This window comes from Paracoccus sp. SY (assembly GCF_002901215.1).
GTDB classification, from domain to species: Bacteria; Pseudomonadota; Alphaproteobacteria; order Rhodobacterales; family Rhodobacteraceae; genus Paracoccus; species Paracoccus acridae.
Genome location: NZ_NWMQ01000001.1, coordinates 61,650 through 82,160 on the forward strand (window position 1 = coordinate 61,650; position 20,511 = coordinate 82,160).

A 20,511-nucleotide genomic window follows, 5' to 3' on the forward strand; every position below is an offset into this window, starting at 1 on the left:
TATCTGTGATTCGTGGAAACGAATTGCGGGTGGCCGATGCGGGTCTTTGCTTGGATGGTGATGGCGGTTCTGCTGCCGGGGCAGGTCTTGGCCGCGCCCGAACCGCCTCCTCCCGGCGATTATCCGGGGGTGCAATACATCGACCGCAGCGGATGCGTCTTCGTCAAGGAGGGCACCGCATGGCTGCCACGGCTCGACAAGGAGGGAAGGGCGGTCTGCGGCTTTCCCCCCAGCCAGCCGGCCGAGGCAGCCGATGCGTCCGGAACCGTGCCGACCCCTGAGGAGGCGTTGACGGCGGTGCTGGCCGAGGGCTTGCGGTCCGGGGATCTGGCCGCAGGCGCGCCGCCCACAGCCTTGAAGGAAACCGCACCGGATCCTGCACAGGCGGAACTGGACAAGACCCTGGCCCAGCAGGTCGAACTTGAGGCGCGCCTGCGCAGCGCCATGGCGGGCCAAGCGCCCAACGGGCTGTGCGCGCGACTGGGCTATCGCCCTGCCGGCGACAAGACGCCGATCATCGGCGGTGACGTGACGCATGGTCTTTGCCCCGGCATGAAGGCCGACCCAGCGCCGGCAGTCGTGGCAGCAACGGTTGTCGAACCAAAGGCTGCCGCGGCATCGCCATCCGGCACCCGTCCGGCGAAGATGCCGCGAAAGGCAGAAGATCCTGCGCCAGCAAGGCGTCCCCAGGCAGACCCCACCCAGGGGGGCGCCAAGCCTGCGTCAGTTGTCGCGCGCCGTTCCGAACCGCCCCGGCCCGGTGCGCCCTTGGCCGAGATGATCCCCGCCAGTGCGCGCTATGTCTGGATCGGCACCTATGCGGACGAAGCCAATGCCCTTGCAGCCCTGCGGCGGTTGTCCAGCCTGGGTTATCGCACGGCGCAACGCAGCGAGAGGACGAATGACAAGGTGCGAAGGGAAATACTTGCCGGACCTTTCGCCGACCGGCAAGCGCTGGTCTCGGCCTTGGCGCGGCTGCGGGCGAACGGCTATCCCCGGGCAGTGGCGCGCTGACATCCGGACATGCAAAGGGGGCGCGAACGCCCCCGGAAATCCAAACAGTCTGGCCGTGATCAGGCGGCGCGACGGGTTTCAATCACGCGCGGCGCTTCCTCGCGGGTGAAATACGCGAACATCTGATCCAGCACGGCATCGGCCTGGGCCTGCAACTTGCGGGCGCTGATGCTAAGGGGTTGTGCGGTGTTCTGTGCCATTATCCTGTCTTCCATGGTCGGATTGATCCTCCCACGCAGACAGATAGGGTCGGTATGGCACAGTGTCCATTGCTGCGACGCAGCGTCAATCCTGCTTGCAATGCTGCCATGCAGCAGATGCATCAGCCGACTTGGACCATCCGGTGCTTCTTCTTGCCCACCGACACCTTCAGCCCCTCGCCGATCAGCGCGGCATCCACCGTCATCTGCGGATCGGACACGGCTTCGTTGTTCAGCCGCAGGCCGCCCTCGGCTATCAGGCGCTTGGCCTCTTTCCCCGAGGCGGTGATGCCCGTCTGGACCAGCAGTTGCGCCACCGTCATGCCGCCGGTCAGCGCGTCGGCCCCGATGGTCGCGACCTCGAGATCGCCGCCGGCGCCGCCCTGTTCGAAGACCTGGCGGGCAGTGGCCTCGGCACTTGCGGCGGCCTCGGCCCCGTGCAGCAGGGTGGTGACCTGGTTGGCCAGCAGAACCTTAGCCTCGTTGATCTCGGACCCTTGCAACGCGCCCAGGCGGTCGCATTCGCTGACCGGCAGTTCGGTGTAAAGCTTCAGGAAGCGGCCCACATCGGCGTCGGTGGTATTGCGCCAGAACTGCCAGAATTCATAGGGCGACAGCATCGCCCCGTTCAGCCAGACAGCACCTCCGGCCGACTTGCCCATCTTGCGTCCGTCGCTGGTGGTCAGCAGGGGCGAGGTCAGGCCCCAGATCACCGCGTCATCCACCCGGCGCGTCAGGTCGATGCCGTTGACGATGTTGCCCCACTGGTCCGACCCGCCCATCTGCAGCCGGCAGCCATAGCGGCGGTGCAGTTCCAGGAAGTCATAGGCCTGCAGGATCATGTAGTTGAATTCCAGGAAGGACAGCGACTGTTCGCGGTCCAGCCGGGACTTGACGGATTCGAAGGACAGCATCCGGTTGACGCTGAAATGCCGCCCGATGTCGCGCAGGAATTCCAGATAGTTCAGCCCGTCCAGCCATTCGGCGTTGTTCAGCATGGTGGCCCGGCCGTCGCCGTAATCCAGATAGCGCGCAAAGACCTGCTGCATCCCGTCGATGTTGGACTGGATCGCGTCCTCGGTCAGCAGGGGCCTTTCCTCGGACCGGAAGGATGGATCGCCCACCTTGGTCGTGCCCCCGCCCATCAGCGTGATCGGGCGGTTGCCGGTCTTCTGGAACCAGCGCAGCATCATGATGTTCAGCAGGTGGCCCACATGCAGCGACGCCGCCGTCGCGTCATAGCCGATATAGGCCGTGACCGGCCCGTCCAGCAGCGCCTGGTCCAGCGCCGCATAGTCCGTGCAATCGGCGACATAGCCGCGTTCGAACATCACGCGCAGGAAATCGGACTTGGGGCTGTGGGTCATCGGCTTTTTCCTTCTGATCGCCGGGGATATACCGGCTGGGGCAGGGAAGGAAAAGCGCGATGATCCGGGTTCTGGGAATGATGTCGGGCACCTCGATGGACGGGGTGGACGCGGCGCTGATCGAGACCGACGGCGTGCGGATCGGCGGTTTCGGCCGCAGCGCCTTTCGCGCCTATTCCGACAACGAATCGGCGGTGCTGCACGCCGCGCTTGGCCGCTGGCCCGGGGATGAAGGGGTCCAGGATGCGGCGGCGATCTCGGTCGAAAGCCATGCCGCGATGGCTGCCGACTTCCCTGAGGCCGACCTGATCGGCTATCACGGGCAGACGCTGGCCCATGATCCGCAGGGCCGGGGAACGCATCAGGCGGGCGACGGTGCCTGGCTTGCACGGCAGGTGGATCGCCCCGTCGTCTGGGACTTTCGCAGCGAGGATGTGCGGCGCGGGGGCGAGGGCGCGCCGCTGGCTCCCTTCTTCCACTGGGCCTGCGCCGCCTGGGCCGTGGGGCAGGGGCTGCTGCCCGCGCAGCCGGTGGCTTTCCTGAACCTGGGCGGGGTCGGCAACATCACCTGGGTCGATCCGCAGGCCGCCGCGCCGGAATGGCCGGGCGCCTGCCTGGCCTTCGACACGGGTCCCGCCAATGCGCCGCTGAACGACCTGATGCGCCGCAGGTTGCGCCAAAGCCATGACCGGGACGGCAGGCTTGCGGCATCAGGGACGGCGGACATGGGTATCGTCGCCGATTTCCTGCGCCACCCGTTCTTCGACCGGCAGCCGCCGAAATCGCTGGACCGCGACCAGTTCGCGGGCCTCGCGGGATCGGTCGAAGCGCTGCCCGATGCCGATGCCGCCGCCACGCTGGTGGCCGCGCTGGCGGGATCTGTCGCGGCGGGCTTTCGCTGGCTGCCGCAGATCCCCGCCACGGTGCTGGTCTGCGGCGGCGGGCGGCGCAACCCCGCGATCATGGCGCAACTGGCCCGGGTTCTGCCCTGCGCGGTGCAACCGGTCGAGGCCGCGGGCCTTGATGGCGACATGCTCGAGGCGCAGGCCTTCGGCTGGCTGGCCGCCCGCGTGATGCGCGGATTGCCCACGTCGGGGCCAACCACGACCGGCGTTCCCGCGCCCTGCTGCGGGGGTCGGATCAGTTATCCTCGGTTGCGGCACGATTTTTTCCGACGCGCCCTTGACGGGGACGATCGGTCTGCGTAAACCGCCCCTCACCCCGAAGGGCGATCTGTCGGGGTGGTGAGTGTGCGGTTGTAGCTCAGTTGGTTAGAGTACCGGCCTGTCACGCCGGGGGTCGCGGGTTCGAGCCCCGTCAACCGCGCCACACACACCATCGCCCATGAAATGCGCGGTTGTAGCTCAGTTGGTTAGAGTACCGGCCTGTCACGCCGGGGGTCGCGGGTTCGAGCCCCGTCAACCGCGCCATTTCCCTTCTTTTTCGCTCTAACATATCCGATGCTGGTCCGCTAAGACGTAACCCCGCTGGCGGAGGATTGCGAATGGACACTGGCATGACGGATCATGAGGATGCGACCGCGCTGATCACCCGGATGGGCAAGGCCGCGCGCGCGGCCGCGATAGAACTGGCCCAAGCCACGGCCGAACAGAAGCAAGCCGCCCTGATCGCCGCCGCGGACGCGCTGAGCCGGGACCAGGCCCGGATCCTGTCGGCCAATGACAAGGACATGCAGTTCGGCCGCGACAAGGGTTTGGCCGATTCGATGCTGGACCGTCTGCGCCTGGATCCAGACCGCCTGCGCGGGATCGAGGACGGGCTGCGCGCGGTGGCCGGGCAGCCCGATCCGGTGGGCGAGGTCGTGGCTGAATGGGACCGTCCGAACGGGCTGCACATCCAGCGGGTCCGCACCCCCATCGGGGTGATCGGCGTGATCTATGAAAGCCGTCCCAACGTGACTGCGGATGCAGGCGCGCTGGCGCTGAAATCCGGCAATGCCGTGATCCTGCGCGGCGGTTCGGAAAGCCTCCATTCCAGCCAAGCTATCCATGCCAGCATGGCAGAAGGTCTGCGCCAGGCGGACCTGCCTGAAACCGCGATCCAGCTTGTCCCGACCCGCGACCGGGCCGCCGTGACCGCGATGCTGCAGGCCCAGGGGCTGATCGACGTGATCATCCCGCGCGGCGGCAAGGGTCTGGTCGGACTGGTGCAGCGCGAGGCGCGGGTGCCGGTCTTCGCGCATCTGGAAGGGATCTGCCACGTTTATGTCGATGCCGCCGCCGATCCCGGCAAGGCGCTGAACGTGGTCCTGAACGCCAAGACACGGCGCACGGGTATCTGCGGGGCGGCCGAATGCCTGCTGATCGACCGCGCCTATTCCCAGGGTCCTGCCTTGATCCGGGCGCTGCTGGACGCGGGCGTCGAGGTCCGGGCCGAGGGCGAATTGGCCAAAATCCCCGGCACCGTCCCCGCCGAGCCGGACGATTTCGGGCGCGAGTTCCTGGACATGATCATCGCGACGCGGCTGGTGGACGGGGTGGACGATGCCATTGCCCATATCCGCCGCCATGGCAGCCAGCACACCGAATCGATCCTGACCGAAGACGACAGCGCGGCGCAGCGGTTCTTCGCGGGTCTGGACAGCGCGATCCTGATGCGCAACGCGTCCACCCAGTTCGCCGATGGCGGCGAGTTCGGCATGGGCGCGGAAATCGGCATCGCCACCGGCAAGATGCACGCGCGCGGCCCCGTGGGGGCGGAACAACTGACCAGCTTCAAGTATCTGGTGACCGGCGACGGCACGATCCGTCCATAAGGCGGATCAGAAGGCGATCTCGGCGCCTGTCTCGTCCACCTCCCAGGTCGGACGACGACGGGCCTCGGCCAAGGCTTCGGCCAGCAGGGGGAAATGGACTTCCGAGGGCAGGGGATTGCGCTGCCCCTCTCCGCCAAGCCAGGCCCACAGGGCTGGGTCCTGCTTGGTCCGGTCGGCTTCCGCAACCAGGCGCCAGCCCGCGGGACCGTGCAGCACCGTCACCTTGCCGCCCCAGGGCATCGCGGTTTCAAGGCACATCATCGCCAGCATGATCATCCGCATCTCGGCGCGCGGGAAATCCCCCTGGGCATCCAGTTGAACCTGCATCCGGCCCTGGGCCGAGAACCCATCCAGAAGCTGCGCCAGGCCCGCGCGCGAAATGCGCTGATCACCTTGGGCCTGGCCGAAGGCCACCCGGAAAATCTGGATCCGCGCACGGGCGGAGGACACGCTTTCCGTGATCAACTGCAGTTCGGGGCAGGCCGCGATGCCGGGGAAGTCGGGCGACATTTCCAGCAGTTCGACCCCGTTGCCGATGGCCCCCAGCGGCGAGACGAGATCGTGGCACAGCCGCGACCCCAGAAGCTGCGACAGCTCGCCCGCGGCAAGGCGCGTTGTATCAAGGGTCATGCGGCATTACCTTTCCGGTGGAACTGAAGGAGAGCCGCCGTGAACGAGATCCTGGAACCCGGAATGATCGTCCGCCATCCCGGCGCACCCGAATGGGGCGAGGGACAGGTGCAATCGCGCATCGGCGACCGCATCACGGTCAACTTCGCCGAGGCCGGCAAGCGGGTCATCGACGGAAGACGGGTTTCGCTGGACATCGTCTGGACACAGGGCAGCTAGAATGGTTCAGCGCCACGATTGCAACCTTTGATTGTTCCACGCAAGGCCTGACGCATGATAAAGCGAAGACCCCATCAACCTTGGCGGTGTTGCAAAGCCTTGGCACCCTGCCTAGAGAGAACGGGATGCCCATGACCAGCCCTGCCGCCCGCATGAAGACCGATCCGTCATTCTTCGACATCCGCCTGGCTGTGTCAGAACAGGATCTGCTGGCGGCGCAGCGCCTGCGCTATCGGGTGTTCATCGAGGAACTTGGCGGCACCGGACCATTCGTCGATCACGACAAGCGGCTGGAACGCGACGAATTCGACCCCATCGTGGACCATCTTTGCCTGATCGACAATCGCCGTTCGGCAAAGGACCTGGACCATGTCGTCGGGGTCTATCGTCTGTTGCCGGGGGATCGGGCCGCGAAGTTCGGGCGATTTTACTGCGATGCGGAATACGACCTGACGCCCTTGCGCGACTGCGGCCGCCCCGTGCTGGAACTTGGCCGGTCCTGCGTCGATCCGGCCAGCCGGGGCGGGTCGGGGATGTTCCTGATGTGGAATGCGCTTGCCGATTACGTCCTGGATCACGGGATCGAAATCCTGTTCGGCGTGGCCAGCTTTCACGGCACCGACATTCCGATGCTGGCGCCTTCGCTCAGCTGGTTGCACCACCATCACCTTGCGCCCGCAGAGTTGCGGCCCAGGGCGCTGCCTGCGGGTTATCACAGGATGGACCTGATCCCTGCCGACCGCCTCGACCGGCGAGAGGCGATGGCCGGGATGCCTGCGCTGATCAAGGCCTATCTTCGCTTGGGCGGGATGGTGGGCGAGGGTGCCTTCATCGACCGCGCCTTCAACACGACCGATGTGTTCCTGTTGATGGACACCGCCGTGATGTCGGACAAGCACCGGCAATTCTATGAAAGCCGCTGGCAGCCGCAATGACCCTTCCCCTGCGTGTCGATCCGGGACGGGCCGAGGCGACCTGGCGCGACGCGGTGCCTCCTCCTTCCGCGCCGCCGGCGGGTCTTCGCGACTGGCTGCGCGTCGCCCGACGCGGGGGCGGTGCTGTTCTGGTGCTGCTGGCAGGGGTGTTTCTGATCCTGCCGATGCGGGGGATCGAACGGCTGTTTCACGGCCGTCGTCGTCCTTGGACCGGGCGGCTTGTTCAGATGGTCTGCCGCCTGACGCTGGCCTGCATGGGCATTCGCCGGTCGTGCCGGGGGAAGCCGATGCGCGGCCCCGGCGCGGTGGTGGCCAATCATTCAAGCTGGCTGGACATCCTGGTGCTGAACGCGGCCATGCCGGTCTTTTTCGTCAGCAAGTCCGAGGTCGCGGGTTGGCCTGGCATCAACATCCTGACTCGCGTGACCGACACGCATTTCGTGGTCCGCGATCCCCGGCTGGCATCCGCACAGGCACGCGAATTCGCAGAGCGTGTCCATGCGGGCCACCGGCTGCTGTTCTTCCCCGAGGGCACCTCGACCGACGGGCAGCGTCTGTTGCCCTTCAAGCCGACCCTGTTCCAGGGCTTCCTGGACCCGGCATTGCCCGAAGGACTGGCGATCCAGCCGGTCAGCGCGCGGTATGAGGCACCGAGGGGCGCGGATCCGCGTTTCTATGGCTGGTGGGGCGACATGGACCTTGGACCGCATCTGCTGGCCGTGCTTGCGGCCAGGCGTCATGGGCGGGTGACGGTGGTTCTGCATGATCCGATCCCGGTCGCGGGACTGACGCGCAAGACCCTTGCAAGTGCCTGCGAGGATGCGGTGCGGCAAGGCCTGGCGATCTGATCGCTTGATCGGTCAGGCAGAACGACCATATCTTGTAGATCCGCCACTGTCCTGCCCCAAGAGGTCCGCCATGACCCGTTTCGCCGCACCCATTGCCGAACAGATCTGGGACATGAAATACCGCCTGAAGGATGCCCAGGACCGTCCGGTCGACCTGACGGTCGAAGACAGCTGGCGCCGCGTCGCCCGAAACCTTGCCAGCGTCGAGGCCAATCCGGCCGAATGGGAAGATCGCTTCTATGCCGCGCTCGAGGATTTCAGGTTCCTGCCTGCAGGCCGCATCCTGGCGGGGGCGGGCACGGGCCGGTCGGTCACGCTGTTCAACTGCTTCGTCATGGGAACCATCCAGGACAGCATGGGGGGCATCTTCGACGCCCTGAAAGAGGCTGCGCTGACGATGCAGCAGGGCGGCGGCATTGGCTACGATTTCAGCACCCTGCGTCCGAAAGGGGCCGAGGTGCTGGGGGTCGGGGCCGACGCCTCGGGTCCGTTGTCCTTCATGGACGTGTGGGATTCGATGTGCCGCACGATCATGTCGGCGGGGTCGCGGCGCGGTGCGATGATGGCCACCATGCGCTGCGACCACCCCGACATCGAGGATTTCATCGAAGCCAAGCAGGACAGCGCCCGGCTGCGCATGTTCAACCTCTCCGTTCTGGTGACCGATGCCTTCATGGAGGCCGTCAAGGCCGACGCTTCCTGGGATCTGGTCTTCGGCGGCAAGGTTTATCGGACAACCCGGGCGCGCGACCTGTGGAACCGGATCATGCGCGCGACCTATGACTATGCCGAACCGGGCGTCATCTTCATCGACCGCATCAACCAGCAGAACAACCTGCATTATGCGGAAACGATCAGCGCCACGAACCCCTGCGGCGAACAACCGTTGCCGCCCTATGGCGCCTGCCTGCTGGGGTCGATCAACCTGGCGCGGCTGGTCAGCGATCCGTTTACATCGGGGGCGCGGCTGGACATGGCGGCGCTTGACGATCTGGTCCGCGTGGCGGTGCGGATGATGGACAATGTGGTCGATGCCTCGCGCTTCCCGCTGCCCCAGCAGGCGGCCGAGGCGCAGGCCAAGCGCCGTATCGGCCTTGGCGTGACGGGGCTTGCCGACGCGCTGCTGATGCTGGGGCTGCGTTACGGCGCGGCGGATGCGGTGGACCAGACGCGCGACTGGATGAAGGCCATTGCGCGGTCGGCCTATCTGGCCAGTGCCGATCTGGCCCGCGAAAAGGGGCCTTTCCCGCTGTTCGACCGGGATGCCTTCCTGGCATCAGGGTTCATGCAGCGGATGGACGACGATGTCCGGCAGGCGGTGGCGCAGCACGGTATCCGCAACGCGCTGCTGACCAGCATCGCGCCGACCGGGACGATCAGCCTTTATGCGGGCAATGTCAGTTCGGGGATCGAGCCGGTCTTTGCATATGCCTATACCCGCAAGGTGCTGCAGAAGGACGGGTCGCGGACCGAGGAGGAGGTCGTGGATTACGCCGTCCAGATGTGGCGCGACATGCACGGCGACGCCCCCTTGCCGGATCACTTCGTGAACGCGCAGACCCTTGCGCCCCGCGATCATGTCGCCATGCAGGCGGCGGCGCAGGAATGGGTGGACAGCTCGATTTCCAAGACGATCAACTGCCCCGCCGACATATCCTTCGACGACTTCAAGGGCGTCTATCTGACCGCCTGGGAACTGGGCTGCAAGGGCTGCACGACCTATCGCCCGAATGACGTGACCGGCAGCGTCCTGTCGGTCAGCGAAAAGGCCGAAACCGTTCCGCAGGCCGATACCGGGGCCGATGTCGTCTATCTGACCCAGCCGCTGGATCGCCCCGCTGCGTTGGAAGGTGCGACCTACAAGCTGAAGTGGCCGGCCAGCGAACACGCGATCTATATCACCATCAACGACATCGTGCAGGCAGGTTATCGCCGCCCGTTCGAGATCTTCATCAACTCCAAGAACATGGAGCATTTCGCCTGGACGGTCGCCCTGACCCGCATGATCAGCGCCGTCTTCCGCCGCGGCGGCGACGTGTCCTTCGTGGTCGAGGAACTGAAGGCGGTCTTCGATCCCCGGGGTGGCGCATGGATGGGCGGACGCTATGTCCCCTCGATCCTTGCGGCCATCGGCGGGGTCATCGAGCGCCACATGGTCGCCATCGGCTTTCTGGCAGGCGAGGGGATGGGCCTGAAATCAGACCCTCATATCGAGGCCGTGGCGGTCGGCGAACGTCCGCTTGGCCCGGCCTGTCCGAATTGCGGTCAATACGGAATGCGGATGAACGAAGGCTGCATGACCTGTCCCCATTGCGGACATTCCAAATGCGGCTAGGGGTGTCGCCGGATCACAACCCGGATGCCGCCAGCGTCCCCGCGATCACGGGGGCCAGACGCGCGGCCCATTCGGCCTGACCGGCCTTGTCCGTGATGAGGTCGTTGCGGACTTCGACCAGGATGTTGGGGCGGGCATGGCGCAGGGCGTGGCGGTCGATCGAGTCACCCTCGAGGTGGCCGTCATAGGGCTGGTTTTCCCCGGTGATCCAGCCCATCTGGCGACAGGCCTGCACCAGGGGCGCACCCAGCCGCACATCCCGATAGGAATAAAGAATCCCCACCTGCCAGGGACGCCGGGGACGGCCCCGCAATTGCGGGGTAAAGCTGTGGATCGCGCAGATGCAGCGGTCGGGATGACCATCCGCAAGCCTGGCAAGGGCGGTGTGATAGGGGCGGTGCAGGCGGTTCAGGCGACGTTCGCGCTCGGCCGCGTCGGCGTTCTTGTTCGCCGGAATGACCGTGCCGTCATAAAGCCGCATCAGCAGGGTCGGGTCGTCCTCTCCCCGGTTGGGGTCGATCACCAGGCGCGAGAAATCGGAAAAGATCGCGGGCGCGTCCATCAGGACCGCCAGCTTCGACGCCAACCCGGCCGCGCCCACGTCATAGGCGATGTGGCGGGCCATGTCTTCGGGGGCGATGCCCAGGTCGCCGCCCCCCACCCAGGCAGGCACCCGGTTCGTCGCGTGGTCGCAGGTGATCAGCCAGCGGGACGGGCGATCCTCGCCTTCAATCCAGAAGGCGCGTTCTGTCATGGGTCGGTCATCCTTCATCTTGGTGATTGTCTATGCCATGCTTTCACCGGACGCCAGTTGCAGCCTCGGGCGATCTGGATCATAGTTAGCGCAAACGGAAGAAGGGCGCCGGAATGAGACGACACCGCAACGTGAAGATCGTGGCAACGTTGGGACCCGCTTCCTCGACCCGCGACATGATCCGTTCGTTGTTCGAAACAGGCGCCGACGTCTTCCGCCTGAACATGAGCCACGGCAGCCATGAGGACCACCGCGCCCGCTATGACGCGATCCGCGCGGTCGAGGCGGAAACCGGACGTCCCATCGCCATTCTGGCGGATTTGCAGGGGCCGAAGCTGCGGGTGGGCCAATTCACCGCAGGGGCCTGCGATCTTGAGGAAGGAAACCGCTTCCGCTTCGATCTGGACCCCGCGCGTGGCGATTCCCGCCGCGTGCAGTTGCCCCACCCCGAGATTTTCGCGGCCCTGGTGCCCGGCAGCAACCTGCTGGTCAACGACGGCAAGATCCGTCTGCGCGTCGATGAATGCGGCCCCGATTTCGCCGAATGCACCGTGACGGTGGGCGGCACCATCAGCGACCGCAAGGGCGTGAACGTGCCGGATGTGGTGCTGCCCCTGGCGGCGCTGTCGGACAAGGACCGTGCGGATCTGGAATTCGCCTGCGAACTGGGCGTCGATTGGCTGGCGCTGTCCTTTGTCCAGCGGGCCGCCGATGTCGAGGAGGCGCGCGAGCTGGCCAAGGGCCGCGCCGCGATCCTGTCCAAGATCGAAAAGCCTGCCGCCGTCGATGCATTCGAGGAAATCCTTGCCGTGTCCGACGGCATCATGGTGGCGCGCGGCGATCTGGGCGTGGAACTGCCGATCCATTCCGTCCCGCCGATCCAGAAACGGCTGGTGCGTCGGTGCCGGTCGGCCGCCAAGCCGGTGATCGTTGCCACCCAGATGCTGGAATCCATGATCGAAAGCCCGATGCCCACGCGGGCCGAGGTCAGCGACGTCGCCAACGCCATCTACGAAGGCGCCGACGCCGTGATGCTGTCGGCCGAAAGCGCCGCCGGTGCCTATCCCATCGAGGCCGTGCGCACCATGGACAGCGTCGCGCGCTCGGTCGAGGCTGACAGCAACTATCGCGCCATCATCGAGGCCTCGCGCCAGAACAAGCTGCACACCGTGGCCGACGCCATAGTGACCGCGGCGCGCGAAATCGCCGAGACGACCGACATCGCGGCGATCTGCGCCTTCAGCCAGTCCGGCAAGACGGCCAGCCTGGTCGCCCGCGAACGGCCGCGTGTGCCGATCATCGCGCTGACCCATGTCGAATCGGTCCTGCGCCGCATGTGCCTGACATGGGGGACGCATTGCGTGATCACGCCGCAACTGGGCCGCTTCAAGGAGGCGGTGGTCAACGCCACCCGCGCCGCGCGCGAATTTCACTTTGCCGATGAAACCCGGCAGGTCGTGGTGATCGCGGGCGTGCCCTTCAACGTGCCGGGCAGCACCAACATCGTGCGGATTGCGCCCTGCGACGAACGCTTGATCTTCGCATCCGATCCAGAATAAGCCCGGTGGACGTCAACAAGTCCGGGGACATCCATGTCTGATCTTCTGCTGCTGGGCGGCATCGCGCTGTGCCTGATTTCGGTCCTTGTCGCCGTCGTGCAGCTTTTGCGGACGCAGCCCCCGCGCGCGGCGGCGATCCTGCTGGTGTTGGGGATCGCCGCGATCTTCGCCGCCGCCTATCTGTCGCCGCAGCCCTTCACGCTGGAACAGATCCCGCAGGCTTGGGCGCGCGTCACCGGCGGCACCACCGCGCCGTAACCCCTTGCCAAACAAGCCAGGCGCGCTTATACGGCGCGCTTCCTACCCGTGCGGCCGGCCACGATGGCATTGCCGAGTCGCGCGTTCACTCTGATCCAAGGAGACAAAAATGCCGAAGATGAAGACCAAGTCGGCCGCCAAGAAGCGGTTCTCGTTCACGGCCGGGGGCAAGGTGAAATCCGCCCAGGCCGGCAAGCGCCACGGCATGATCAAGCGCACGACGAAGTTCATTCGCGATGCGCGCGGCACCACCGTCCTGTCGGACGCGGATGCCAAGATCGTCAAGAAATACATGCCCTACAACCGCTGATCGCGAGGACTGAACAATGGCACGAGTTAAATCCGGCAAGGTCACCCACGCCCGCCACAAGAAGGTTCTTGACGCGGCGAAAGGCTATTACGGCAACCGTTCGCGCAACTTCCGCACCGCCACCCAGGCCGTGGACAAGGCGAACCAGTACGCAACCCGCGACCGCAAGACCCGCAAGCGCAACTTCCGCGCCCTGTGGATCCAGCGCATCAACGCCGCCGTCCGTCTGGTGGATGCGGAAATGACCTATTCGCGCTTCATCAACCTGCTGGCGAAAGCCGGGATCGAGGTTGACCGCAAGGTTCTGGCCGACCTGGCCGTGAACGAGCCCGAGGCTTTCGGCGCGATCGTGGCACAGGCGAAAGCCGCCGCCTGATCCGCTGCAACAGCGACAGTGACATCGACAAGGCCGGTGCAAGGCGCACCGGCCTTTTTCATGGGCGCCATTGTTTCGGGGCCGGGCGCTTCCTATCCTTTCAGGATGAACATCCGAACGCCGCCCGTCCGCAGCCGGGAACCCGTCAAGGTCGCGCTTGCCCGGCAGCCGCTGGGTATTCTCGGCACTGCGCTGACCGCGCGACGGAACCTGCTGGAACTGATCCCGCAGATCGCCACCCGCCAGCCGATCGTGTCGGGCAAGACGGGGGTTCGGTTCCACATGGTCATGGACCCGCTGACGCTGCGCCACATCCTCAAGGACCGGGTCGAGGATTACCCGAAGTCCAATGTCACCAAGCTGATCCTGGAACCTGCCATCGGCGACAGCCTGTTCATCGCCGAAGGTGCCCAGTGGCGGTGGCAACGCCGCGCCGTGGCCCCCGCCTTCGCCCTGCGCCATGTCGAGGCGCTTGGCCCGGTCATGACGGCCGCGGCCGAAGTCTCGTCCCGTCGCCTTGCAGACGCGCGCGGCCCGGTGGATCTGTTCGCCGAAACAGTCGCCGCGACCTTCGAGGTGATTTCGGATGTCACGCTGTCCGGGGACCGTGCCTTTGACCGCGAGGCGGTCCATGGCGCCATCGACAGCTATATCGCGCAGACGGCCAAGGTGTCCCTGCTGGACGTGATGGGGCTGCCGGGCTGGATCCCGCGTCCGGGGCGCATCTTTTCCCGGTCCGACCTGGGGCGGATGAAGTCGGTCGCGGATCGCGCCATCAACGCCCGCGCCGCATCGCCAAGGGTCGAGGGCGCGCCCGATCTGCTGGATCTGCTGCTGGATGCGGCCGACCCGGAAACCGGCCGCGCCATGACGCGCGACGAGTTGCGCGACAACCTGCTGACCTTCATCGTCGCCGGGCACGAGACGACGGCCCTGACCCTGGCCTGGGCGCTGTATCTCTGCGCCTTCGACCCCGACATCCAGGACCGCGCTGCGGCCGAGGCGCAGGCGGCCCTGGGCGACCGGGCCGCGACGGCCGCCGACATGCCGCGACTGCCGCTGATCCAGCGCATCGTGTCCGAGGCGCTGCGGCTTTATCCCCCCGCCGCCTTCCTGTCGCGCACGGCGCAGGTCGCCGATCGCCTTTGCGGGCGCGAGGTGCTGCCCGGCGATACCGTGATGCTGCCGATCTATGCACTGCACCGCCATCACCTGCTGTGGGATCGTCCCGACACCTTTGACCCGGACCGCTTCCTAACGACGCCCGACCGCTATGCCTATCTGCCCTTCGGTGCAGGGCCGCGCATCTGCATCGGCGCCAGCTTCGCCATGCACGAGGCCGTCATCATCCTGGCCACCTTGCTGGCCCGCTTCCGCTTCAGCGCGATCCCCGGCCGCAACCCCCAGCCGCGCATGATCCTGACACTGCGCCCGCACGGGGGCGTCTGGCTGAAGGTCGCGCCGCGATAGGCGCGCGTGCAACACTTCCCCAACCAAACCGTTAGGCCCTGAGGCGGACAGATCACGCGGGTGTTACACCCCTAGTGATTGAGGAAGCAGGAGCGCGGCCATGAACACCATCATCGATTTTCTGAACAACATCTTCTGGGGCTATATCCTGATCTATGGGCTGATCGCGGTGGGCATCTATTTCACCGTGTCGCTGGGCTTCATCCAGTTCCGCCACTTCCCCGAGATGTTCCGCTGTGTCACCGGATCCCGTTCGGGGGACCGAGACGGCATCTCGCCCTTCCAGGCGCTGACCGTGTCGCTGGCAAGCCGGGTCGGCACGGGCAACATCGCGGGCGTGGCGGTGGCCCTGACCCTGGGCGGGCCGGGGGCGATCTTCTGGATGTGGGTGGTGGCGACGGTAGGCATGGCGACGGCCTATGCGGAATCGACGCTGGCACAGCTTTACAAGGTCCATGGGCCCGACGGCATGTATCGCGGCGGCCCCGCCTTCTATATCGCCAACGGCCTGCGCCAGCCCTGGCTTGCGGCGGTCTTTGCCGTCGCGCTGATCCTGGCCTTCGGGATGATCTTCAACGCCGTCCAGGCCAATTCGATTGCCGAGGCCATCGAAGGCGCCTTCGGGGTCGAGAAATGGATCGTCGGCCTTGGGGTCGCGGCGCTGACGGCGGTCATCATCTTCGGCGGCATCCCGCAGATCGCCCGGTTTGCGGAATTCGTGGTGCCCTTCATGGCGGGCGCCTATCTTCTTGCGGCGATCATCGTCATCATCCTGAACCTGTCCGAAGTGCCGGGCGTCCTTTGGGCGATCATTGCCAATGCCTTCGGCCTGCAAGAGGCCGCCTGGGGCGTGACCGGCGGCGTCATGGCGGCGGCGCTGAACGGCATCAAGCGCGGCCTTTTCTCGAACGAGGCGGGAATGGGCTCGGCCCCCAACATCGCGGCGGTGGCGGTGCCCGACCCTCACCACCCGTCCAGCCAGGGCTTCGTGCAGGCCTTGGGGGTGTTCATCGACACGATCCTGGTCTGCACTGCGACCGCCGTCATGATCCTTCTGTCGGGCGCGATCCCTTCGGCCGAACTGACCGGGACGGCCCTTACCCAAAGCGCGCTGACCGAGCATTTCGGGTCTTTCGGAGGCGTCTTCGTGGCCATCGCGATCTTCTTCTTCGCCTTCACCTCGATCATCGGCAACTACAGCTATGCCGAGAACTCGGTCGTCTATCTGGGCGGCGGCAGGACCGGCATCCTCGTGCTGCGCTGTGTCGCGCTTGCGATGGTGGTTTGGGGGTCGATCCAGGCCGTGACGACGGTCTTCAACTTCGCCGATGCCAGCATGGGCCTGATGGCGACGATCAACCTGATCGCCATCGTGCTGCTGTCCCGCACGGTCATCCGGGTCACCCGCGACTATGTGGCGCAACTCAAGGCGGGCCGGCAGCCGACCTTCCACATCGGCGACCATCCCGGCTTGGAACAGGGCGTCAATCGCGACATCTGGAAATGACCCTGCCGCCTTGGCCGCCCAGCCTGCGGCCAAGGCTTTTCCCCCGTCGTCACAAATGCTAACGCAAGTCCCGACAAGGACGAGGCATGACGATGGACGACCTGACCCCCCTCCGCCAGCAATGGCTTGACCGGATCAACGGCGCGACCGACCCCGCCGCCATCGAGGAGGTGCGCCTTGCCGCCCTTGGCAAGAAGGGCGAGATCAGCCTGAAGATGCGCGAACTGGGCCGCATGTCGCCCGAGGAACGCCAGACCACCGGGCGTGCCCTGAACGAATTGCGAGACGAACTGGACGCGGCGCTGCGCGCCCGCAAGCTGTCGCTGGAAGACGCCGCGCTGGAGGCGCGTCTGGCCGGCGAATGGCTGGACGTGACGCTGCCCGGCCGCCCGCGCCCGCAGGGGACGATCCACCCGATCAGCCAGGTGACCGAGGAAGTGACCGCGATCTTCGCCGACATGGGATTTTCCGTGGCCGAGGGTCCGCAGGTCGAATCCGACTGGTATAATTTCGATGCGCTGAACATCGCGCCCGAACATCCCGCGCGCCAGGAACACGACACCTTCTTCATGCACCGCGCGCCCGGCGACAACCGCCCGCCGCATGTGCTGCGCACCCATACAAGCCCTGTCCAGATCCGCGCCATGCAGGAACAGGGCGCGCCGATCCGCGTGATCTGCCCCGGCCGCGTCTATCGCATGGACATGGACCAGACCCACACGCCGATGTTCCACCAGGTCGAGGGGCTTGCCATCGACCGCGACATCTCCATGGCGCAACTGAAGTGGACGCTGGAGGAATTCTGCCGCGCCTTCTTCGAGGTGGGCCAGGTCGAACTGCGCTTTCGCGCCAGCCATTTCCCCTTCACCGAACCCTCGGCCGAGGTGGATATCCGCTGTTCCTGGGAAGGCGGCCAGTTGAAGATCGGCGAGGGTGACAGCTGGCTGGAAATCCTCGGTTCCGGCATGGTCCACCCCAAGGTCCTGCGCGCGGGCGGCATCGACCCCGACCAGTGGCAGGGCTTCGCCTTCGGCATGGGCATCGACCGGATCGCCATGCTGAAATACGGCATCCCCGACCTGCGGGCCTTCTTCGAGAGCGACCTGCGCTGGCTGCGGCATTATGGGTTCGCAGCGGGGGATGTGCCGAGTGTGGCGGGCGGGCTGAGCCGGTAACGATCGGCCCGGTCTGCATCTTGCGTCATCGAGGTAATAAGAAAGGTGCGTGCAAGCACGCACCCTACAAGAAGCGGATCTTACATAGGGTGCGTGCTTGCACGCACCGCTTCCATGTCCGCTATCGCCCCAGCCTTACCACATTCCCTGCGCTCGTGATCTCCACCGCCACGATCCGCGACAGCTGCACCGACGACAGCGACATCGCTGCCGTGATGTCGTCAACGCCTGGGCGGGCGGGCAGGGCGGCTGCGCTGCCCGGCGCGGGCGGGACGCCCACCAGCCGCAAACGCAGCACCCCATCGGCATCGGGCGAGATGCGGTCGCCCGGCATGGGACGCGCGGTGACAAGCGCGACCGAGGAATAGCCGCGCACCGGCGCAAAGCCGTTCACGACCAGCAGCCGGCCTTCGTTCAAGGGCTCCCACCGGGCGGCGGTGATCTGGGGGATGTCGGGGCGGTTGTCTGACACCTCGGCATAGCCGCCCTCGGGTTCCAGGGTCCGGGCCGGCGCCTCGCCCCAGGACAGGGGGTTCCACCTGCTGTCGCCAAGCCGCCCGCAACCGGTCACGGCCAAGGCGGCGATCAGCAGGGGCGCGGTCAGTTTGCTCATGTCACCATCCCTCGGGCATTTTCGGTTTGTTAGGCGAAATCGGATGCGGGATAAAGGCACTTTGACCTTGCCCGCCCGCCGCGTTAACCACAGGGCAAAAGGACCGTGCCATGGCAACCCAAGCCTTCGAAGACATCGCCGAAACCTTCGACTTCCTGGACGACTGGGAAGACCGTTACCGCCATGTGATCGAACTGGGCCGCGCCATGCCGCCGATGGATCCGGCGCTGCAGGTTCCCGCCACCAAGGTCGAGGGTTGCGCCAGCCAGGTCTGGATCATGCCCCGGATCGAGAACGGGCGCTTCGATTTCCAAGGCGACAGCGATGCGATGATCGTGCGCGGGCTGATCGCGGTGCTGCACGCGCTTTATTCCGGCGTCCCGGTGGCCGAGGTGGGCCGGATCGACGCGCAGGCCGAACTGGCGCGGCTGGGCCTGGACGAACACCTGTCCTCGCAGAGGTCGAACGGGCTGCGGGCGATGATCCAGCGAATCAGGCAGCTTTCCGCCGACGCAGCGTGATCCAGCCTCCGCCCAGCACGCGGGTGCTGTCGGGTTCATAGAAGACGCAGGCCTGGCCGGGGCTGACGCCTTCCTCGGCGTCCAGCAGTTCGACCTCCGCCCGTGTGGCGTCGATGGGTCGCAGGATCGCAGGGCGCGGGGGGCGGGTCGACCGGATGCGGACCATCACCGGGATCTCGCCCGCGAAGGGCTGATCGCCCAGCCAGTTCACTTCGCTGATGGGCACGACCGTCGTCGCAAGCGCCGATTTCGGACCGACCACCACGCGCCGCGCATCGGGATCCAGCCGCACGACGTAAAGCGGATCGCCCAGGCCGCCGATCCCAAGCCCGCGCCGCTGGCCGATCGTATAATGGATGACGCCCTTGTGCCGGCCCAGGACATTGCCGTCCATGTCCACGATCTCGCCCGGTTCGGCCGCATTGGGGCGCAGCTTCTCGATCACGGCGGCATAGTTGCCGTTGGGCACAAAGCAGATGTCCTGGCTGTCGGGCTTGTCAGCCACCGCCAGGCCGTATTCGGCCGCCAAGGCGCGCGTTTCAGCCTTGCTTTCCAGATGGCCCAAAGGAAAGCGCAGGAAATCAAGCTGTTCCTGCGTGGTCGAGAACAGGAAATAGCTTTGATCCCGGTTCGGATCCGCAGCCATGTGAAGCTCGGCCCGCGCCGCGCCGTCCTTGCGCTGGATATAGTGGCCGGTCGCCATGCAGTCGGCATCCAGGTCGCGCGCAGTTTCCAGCAGGTCGCGGAACTTGACGCGCTCGTTGCAGCGGATGCAGGGCACGGGCGTCGCGCCCGCCAGATAGGCATCGGCGAATTCGTCGATCACCGATTCGCGGAACTTGTTCTCGTAATCCAGGACATAGTGCGGAAAGCCCATACGTTCGGCCACGCGCCGCGCGTCATGGATGTCCTGGCCCGCGCAGCAGGCGCCCTTTTTCGCCAGGGCCGCACCATGGTCGTAAAGCTGCAAGGTGACGCCGATCACGTCATAACCCTCGGACTTCAGCTTGGCGGCCACGACCGAACTGTCCACGCCGCCCGACATGGCGACGACCACCCGGGTCTGTGCGGGAGCCTTCGGGAAGCCGAGGCTGTTCAGCAAGGTGTCGCGCGCCGGGGCGCGGTGATGGAGGGTCATGGCGGATCCGATGGAAAACAATTGCGTCGAAATATAGGCAAATGCTGTCTATTCTCAAGCAGGCGAAGCCAGAAAAACCTGCCACCTTCAACGGGGCCTTAATGGGATCCGGGACAATGTCCTTCGCAAGCGACATAGGACAGGTGGGATGTTCTTGAAGAAAACCGACACGCCTCGCACCGTGACATTGCCGGATGGCAGGATCCTGACCGTGGCCGACCTTCCGCCCGACAACACGCGTTGGGTGGCCAGCCGCAAGGAAACCGTCGTCAACGCCGTGGTCCATGGGCTGATCACGAAGGAGGAGGCCCTTCGACGCTATGGCCTGTCGGATGAGGAATTCGACAGTTGGGCGCGTGCCATGCAGGTTCATGGGCTGGACGCCTTGAAAATCACTGCGATCCAGCGATTTCGACAACCATAAGTTGCTCCAGATCAATTACCGGATCATGGTAACAACATATTAACCTTATAGGTTGATGGTTGATCGTAGCGAATACCAGAAT

22 protein-coding genes and 2 tRNA genes are annotated in these 20,511 nt (G+C 65.8%); 18 read left to right on the forward strand and 6 right to left on the reverse strand.

Going from position 1 to position 20,511, the window contains the following annotated elements; all coding sequences use genetic code 11:
- Positions 1–36 precede the first annotated feature (36 nt).
- Positions 37–1,014 (forward strand): SPOR domain-containing protein, encoded by a 978-nt coding sequence (locus tag CK944_RS00295; protein ID WP_103171034.1) that lies wholly within the window; start codon positions 37–39, stop codon positions 1,012–1,014.
- A gap of 59 nt (positions 1,015–1,073) precedes the next feature.
- On the opposite strand, the gene CK944_RS22750 is transcribed toward CK944_RS00295, so the two are convergent.
- Positions 1,074–1,337: a hypothetical protein gene (locus tag CK944_RS22750; protein WP_146038578.1), complete on the reverse strand. Its 264-nt coding sequence runs from the start codon at positions 1,335–1,337 to the stop codon at positions 1,074–1,076.
- Entirely contained in the window at positions 1,337–2,581 is a 1,245-nt protein-coding gene (tyrS, locus tag CK944_RS00300) for a tyrosine--tRNA ligase (protein WP_103171035.1), read from the reverse strand. The genes CK944_RS22750 and tyrS overlap by 1 nt, the downstream gene beginning before the upstream one ends.
- A gap of 59 nt (positions 2,582–2,640) precedes the next feature.
- On the opposite strand from tyrS, the gene CK944_RS00305 reads away from it, so the two are divergent.
- The 4 genes from CK944_RS00305 (at position 2,641) to CK944_RS00320 (ending at position 5,357) form a co-directional block, all read left to right on the forward strand.
- Positions 2,641–3,789: an anhydro-N-acetylmuramic acid kinase gene (locus CK944_RS00305; RefSeq protein WP_103171036.1), complete on the forward strand. Its 1,149-nt coding sequence runs from the start codon at positions 2,641–2,643 to the stop codon at positions 3,787–3,789.
- Between the two features lie 44 nt (positions 3,790–3,833).
- A tRNA-Asp gene (locus CK944_RS00310) sits at positions 3,834–3,910 on the forward strand.
- 24 nt (positions 3,911–3,934) lie between these two features.
- Positions 3,935–4,011, forward strand: a tRNA-Asp gene (locus CK944_RS00315).
- An 86-nt stretch (positions 4,012–4,097) separates the two neighbouring features.
- Positions 4,098–5,357, forward strand: a complete 1,260-nt coding sequence (locus tag CK944_RS00320) for a glutamate-5-semialdehyde dehydrogenase (RefSeq protein ID WP_103171290.1) — start codon at positions 4,098–4,100, stop codon at positions 5,355–5,357.
- Positions 5,358–5,363: 6 nt separating this feature from the next.
- Here CK944_RS00320 and CK944_RS00325 read toward each other — a convergent pair whose 3' ends face one another.
- Positions 5,364–5,987, reverse strand: coding sequence for a histidine phosphotransferase family protein (locus CK944_RS00325; protein ID WP_103171037.1), 624 nt, complete (start codon positions 5,985–5,987; stop codon positions 5,364–5,366).
- Between the two features lie 39 nt (positions 5,988–6,026).
- On the opposite strand from CK944_RS00325, the gene CK944_RS00330 reads away from it, so the two are divergent.
- From CK944_RS00330 to CK944_RS00345, 4 genes are all read left to right on the forward strand, one after another.
- Positions 6,027–6,206, forward strand: a complete 180-nt coding sequence (locus CK944_RS00330; RefSeq protein WP_103171038.1) for a DUF3553 domain-containing protein — start codon at positions 6,027–6,029, stop codon at positions 6,204–6,206.
- Positions 6,207–6,358: 152 nt separating this feature from the next.
- Entirely contained in the window at positions 6,359–7,141 is a 783-nt protein-coding gene (locus CK944_RS00335; protein WP_103171291.1) for a GNAT family N-acyltransferase, read from the forward strand.
- Positions 7,138–7,989 (forward strand): 1-acyl-sn-glycerol-3-phosphate acyltransferase, encoded by an 852-nt coding sequence (locus CK944_RS00340; protein WP_103171039.1) that lies wholly within the window; start codon positions 7,138–7,140, stop codon positions 7,987–7,989. The genes CK944_RS00335 and CK944_RS00340 overlap by 4 nt, the downstream gene beginning before the upstream one ends.
- 70 nt (positions 7,990–8,059) lie before the next feature.
- Positions 8,060–10,324, forward strand: a complete 2,265-nt coding sequence (locus CK944_RS00345) for an adenosylcobalamin-dependent ribonucleoside-diphosphate reductase (protein ID WP_103171040.1) — start codon at positions 8,060–8,062, stop codon at positions 10,322–10,324.
- A 13-nt stretch (positions 10,325–10,337) separates the two neighbouring features.
- Here CK944_RS00345 and CK944_RS00350 read toward each other — a convergent pair whose 3' ends face one another.
- Positions 10,338–11,078 (reverse strand): N-formylglutamate amidohydrolase, encoded by a 741-nt coding sequence (locus CK944_RS00350; protein WP_103171041.1) that lies wholly within the window; start codon positions 11,076–11,078, stop codon positions 10,338–10,340.
- Positions 11,079–11,191: 113 nt separating this feature from the next.
- On the opposite strand from CK944_RS00350, the gene pyk reads away from it, so the two are divergent.
- The 7 genes from pyk (at position 11,192) to pheS (ending at position 17,733) form a co-directional block, all read left to right on the forward strand.
- Positions 11,192–12,637: a pyruvate kinase gene (gene pyk, locus CK944_RS00355; RefSeq protein ID WP_103171042.1), complete on the forward strand. Its 1,446-nt coding sequence runs from the start codon at positions 11,192–11,194 to the stop codon at positions 12,635–12,637.
- 33 nt (positions 12,638–12,670) lie between these two features.
- Entirely contained in the window at positions 12,671–12,895 is a 225-nt protein-coding gene (locus CK944_RS00360; protein ID WP_103171043.1) for a hypothetical protein, read from the forward strand.
- A gap of 109 nt (positions 12,896–13,004) precedes the next feature.
- Complete coding sequence (gene rpmI, locus CK944_RS00365) at positions 13,005–13,205, forward strand: 50S ribosomal protein L35 (protein ID WP_103171044.1); 201 nt, start codon at positions 13,005–13,007, stop codon at positions 13,203–13,205.
- 16 nt (positions 13,206–13,221) lie between these two features.
- Entirely contained in the window at positions 13,222–13,581 is a 360-nt protein-coding gene (gene rplT / locus CK944_RS00370; protein WP_103171045.1) for a 50S ribosomal protein L20, read from the forward strand.
- Positions 13,582–13,686: 105 nt separating this feature from the next.
- Positions 13,687–15,051 (forward strand): cytochrome P450, encoded by a 1,365-nt coding sequence (locus CK944_RS00375; RefSeq protein ID WP_103171292.1) that lies wholly within the window; start codon positions 13,687–13,689, stop codon positions 15,049–15,051.
- A gap of 100 nt (positions 15,052–15,151) precedes the next feature.
- Complete coding sequence (locus tag CK944_RS00380) at positions 15,152–16,558, forward strand: sodium:alanine symporter family protein (RefSeq protein ID WP_103171046.1); 1,407 nt, start codon at positions 15,152–15,154, stop codon at positions 16,556–16,558.
- Between the two features lie 92 nt (positions 16,559–16,650).
- Entirely contained in the window at positions 16,651–17,733 is a 1,083-nt protein-coding gene (pheS, locus tag CK944_RS00385; protein WP_103171293.1) for a phenylalanine--tRNA ligase subunit alpha, read from the forward strand.
- 121 nt (positions 17,734–17,854) lie between these two features.
- Here the strand turns inward: pheS and CK944_RS00390 are convergent, their stop codons facing one another.
- Positions 17,855–18,346: a hypothetical protein gene (locus CK944_RS00390; RefSeq protein WP_103171047.1), complete on the reverse strand. Its 492-nt coding sequence runs from the start codon at positions 18,344–18,346 to the stop codon at positions 17,855–17,857.
- A gap of 110 nt (positions 18,347–18,456) precedes the next feature.
- Between CK944_RS00390 and CK944_RS00395 the strand changes: the two genes are divergently transcribed.
- Positions 18,457–18,867, forward strand: a complete 411-nt coding sequence (locus CK944_RS00395) for a SufE family protein (protein ID WP_103171048.1) — start codon at positions 18,457–18,459, stop codon at positions 18,865–18,867.
- Here CK944_RS00395 and mnmA read toward each other — a convergent pair.
- Positions 18,839–20,005, reverse strand: coding sequence for a tRNA 2-thiouridine(34) synthase MnmA (gene mnmA / locus CK944_RS00400; protein ID WP_103171294.1), 1,167 nt, complete (start codon positions 20,003–20,005; stop codon positions 18,839–18,841). The two genes, CK944_RS00395 and mnmA, sit on opposite strands and share 29 nt — an antisense overlap.
- A 148-nt stretch (positions 20,006–20,153) precedes the next feature.
- Here mnmA and CK944_RS00405 point away from each other — a divergent pair, with 148 nt between their 5' ends.
- Positions 20,154–20,429, forward strand: coding sequence for a DUF1153 domain-containing protein (locus CK944_RS00405; RefSeq protein WP_103171049.1), 276 nt, complete (start codon positions 20,154–20,156; stop codon positions 20,427–20,429).
- Positions 20,430–20,511 lie beyond the last annotated feature (82 nt).

Coding starts and splice junctions, on each gene's coding strand:
- CK944_RS00395 (WP_103171048.1), top strand. CDS start 18,457: ATGGCAACCCAAGCCTTCGAAGACATCGCCGAAACCTTCGACTTCCTG.
- tyrS (WP_103171035.1), bottom strand. CDS start 2,581: ATGACCCACAGCCCCAAGTCCGATTTCCTGCGCGTGATGTTCGAACGC.
- pyk (WP_103171042.1), top strand. CDS start 11,192: ATGAGACGACACCGCAACGTGAAGATCGTGGCAACGTTGGGACCCGCT.
- CK944_RS00325 (WP_103171037.1), bottom strand. CDS start 5,987: ATGACCCTTGATACAACGCGCCTTGCCGCGGGCGAGCTGTCGCAGCTT.
- CK944_RS00375 (WP_103171292.1), top strand. CDS start 13,687: ATGAACATCCGAACGCCGCCCGTCCGCAGCCGGGAACCCGTCAAGGTC.
- CK944_RS00345 (WP_103171040.1), top strand. CDS start 8,060: ATGACCCGTTTCGCCGCACCCATTGCCGAACAGATCTGGGACATGAAA.
- CK944_RS00350 (WP_103171041.1), bottom strand. CDS start 11,078: ATGACAGAACGCGCCTTCTGGATTGAAGGCGAGGATCGCCCGTCCCGC.
- CK944_RS00340 (WP_103171039.1), top strand. CDS start 7,138: ATGACCCTTCCCCTGCGTGTCGATCCGGGACGGGCCGAGGCGACCTGG.
- CK944_RS00305 (WP_103171036.1), top strand. CDS start 2,641: ATGATCCGGGTTCTGGGAATGATGTCGGGCACCTCGATGGACGGGGTG.
- mnmA (WP_103171294.1), bottom strand. CDS start 20,005: ATGACCCTCCATCACCGCGCCCCGGCGCGCGACACCTTGCTGAACAGC.
- rplT (WP_103171045.1), top strand. CDS start 13,222: ATGGCACGAGTTAAATCCGGCAAGGTCACCCACGCCCGCCACAAGAAG.
- CK944_RS00335 (WP_103171291.1), top strand. CDS start 6,359: ATGAAGACCGATCCGTCATTCTTCGACATCCGCCTGGCTGTGTCAGAA.
- CK944_RS00320 (WP_103171290.1), top strand. CDS start 4,098: ATGACGGATCATGAGGATGCGACCGCGCTGATCACCCGGATGGGCAAG.
- CK944_RS00360 (WP_103171043.1), top strand. CDS start 12,671: ATGTCTGATCTTCTGCTGCTGGGCGGCATCGCGCTGTGCCTGATTTCG.
- rpmI (WP_103171044.1), top strand. CDS start 13,005: ATGCCGAAGATGAAGACCAAGTCGGCCGCCAAGAAGCGGTTCTCGTTC.
- CK944_RS00390 (WP_103171047.1), bottom strand. CDS start 18,346: ATGAGCAAACTGACCGCGCCCCTGCTGATCGCCGCCTTGGCCGTGACC.
- CK944_RS00380 (WP_103171046.1), top strand. CDS start 15,152: ATGAACACCATCATCGATTTTCTGAACAACATCTTCTGGGGCTATATC.
- CK944_RS22750 (WP_146038578.1), bottom strand. CDS start 1,337: ATGCATCTGCTGCATGGCAGCATTGCAAGCAGGATTGACGCTGCGTCG.
- pheS (WP_103171293.1), top strand. CDS start 16,651: ATGGACGACCTGACCCCCCTCCGCCAGCAATGGCTTGACCGGATCAAC.
- CK944_RS00295 (WP_103171034.1), top strand. CDS start 37: ATGCGGGTCTTTGCTTGGATGGTGATGGCGGTTCTGCTGCCGGGGCAG.
- CK944_RS00405 (WP_103171049.1), top strand. CDS start 20,154: ATGTTCTTGAAGAAAACCGACACGCCTCGCACCGTGACATTGCCGGAT.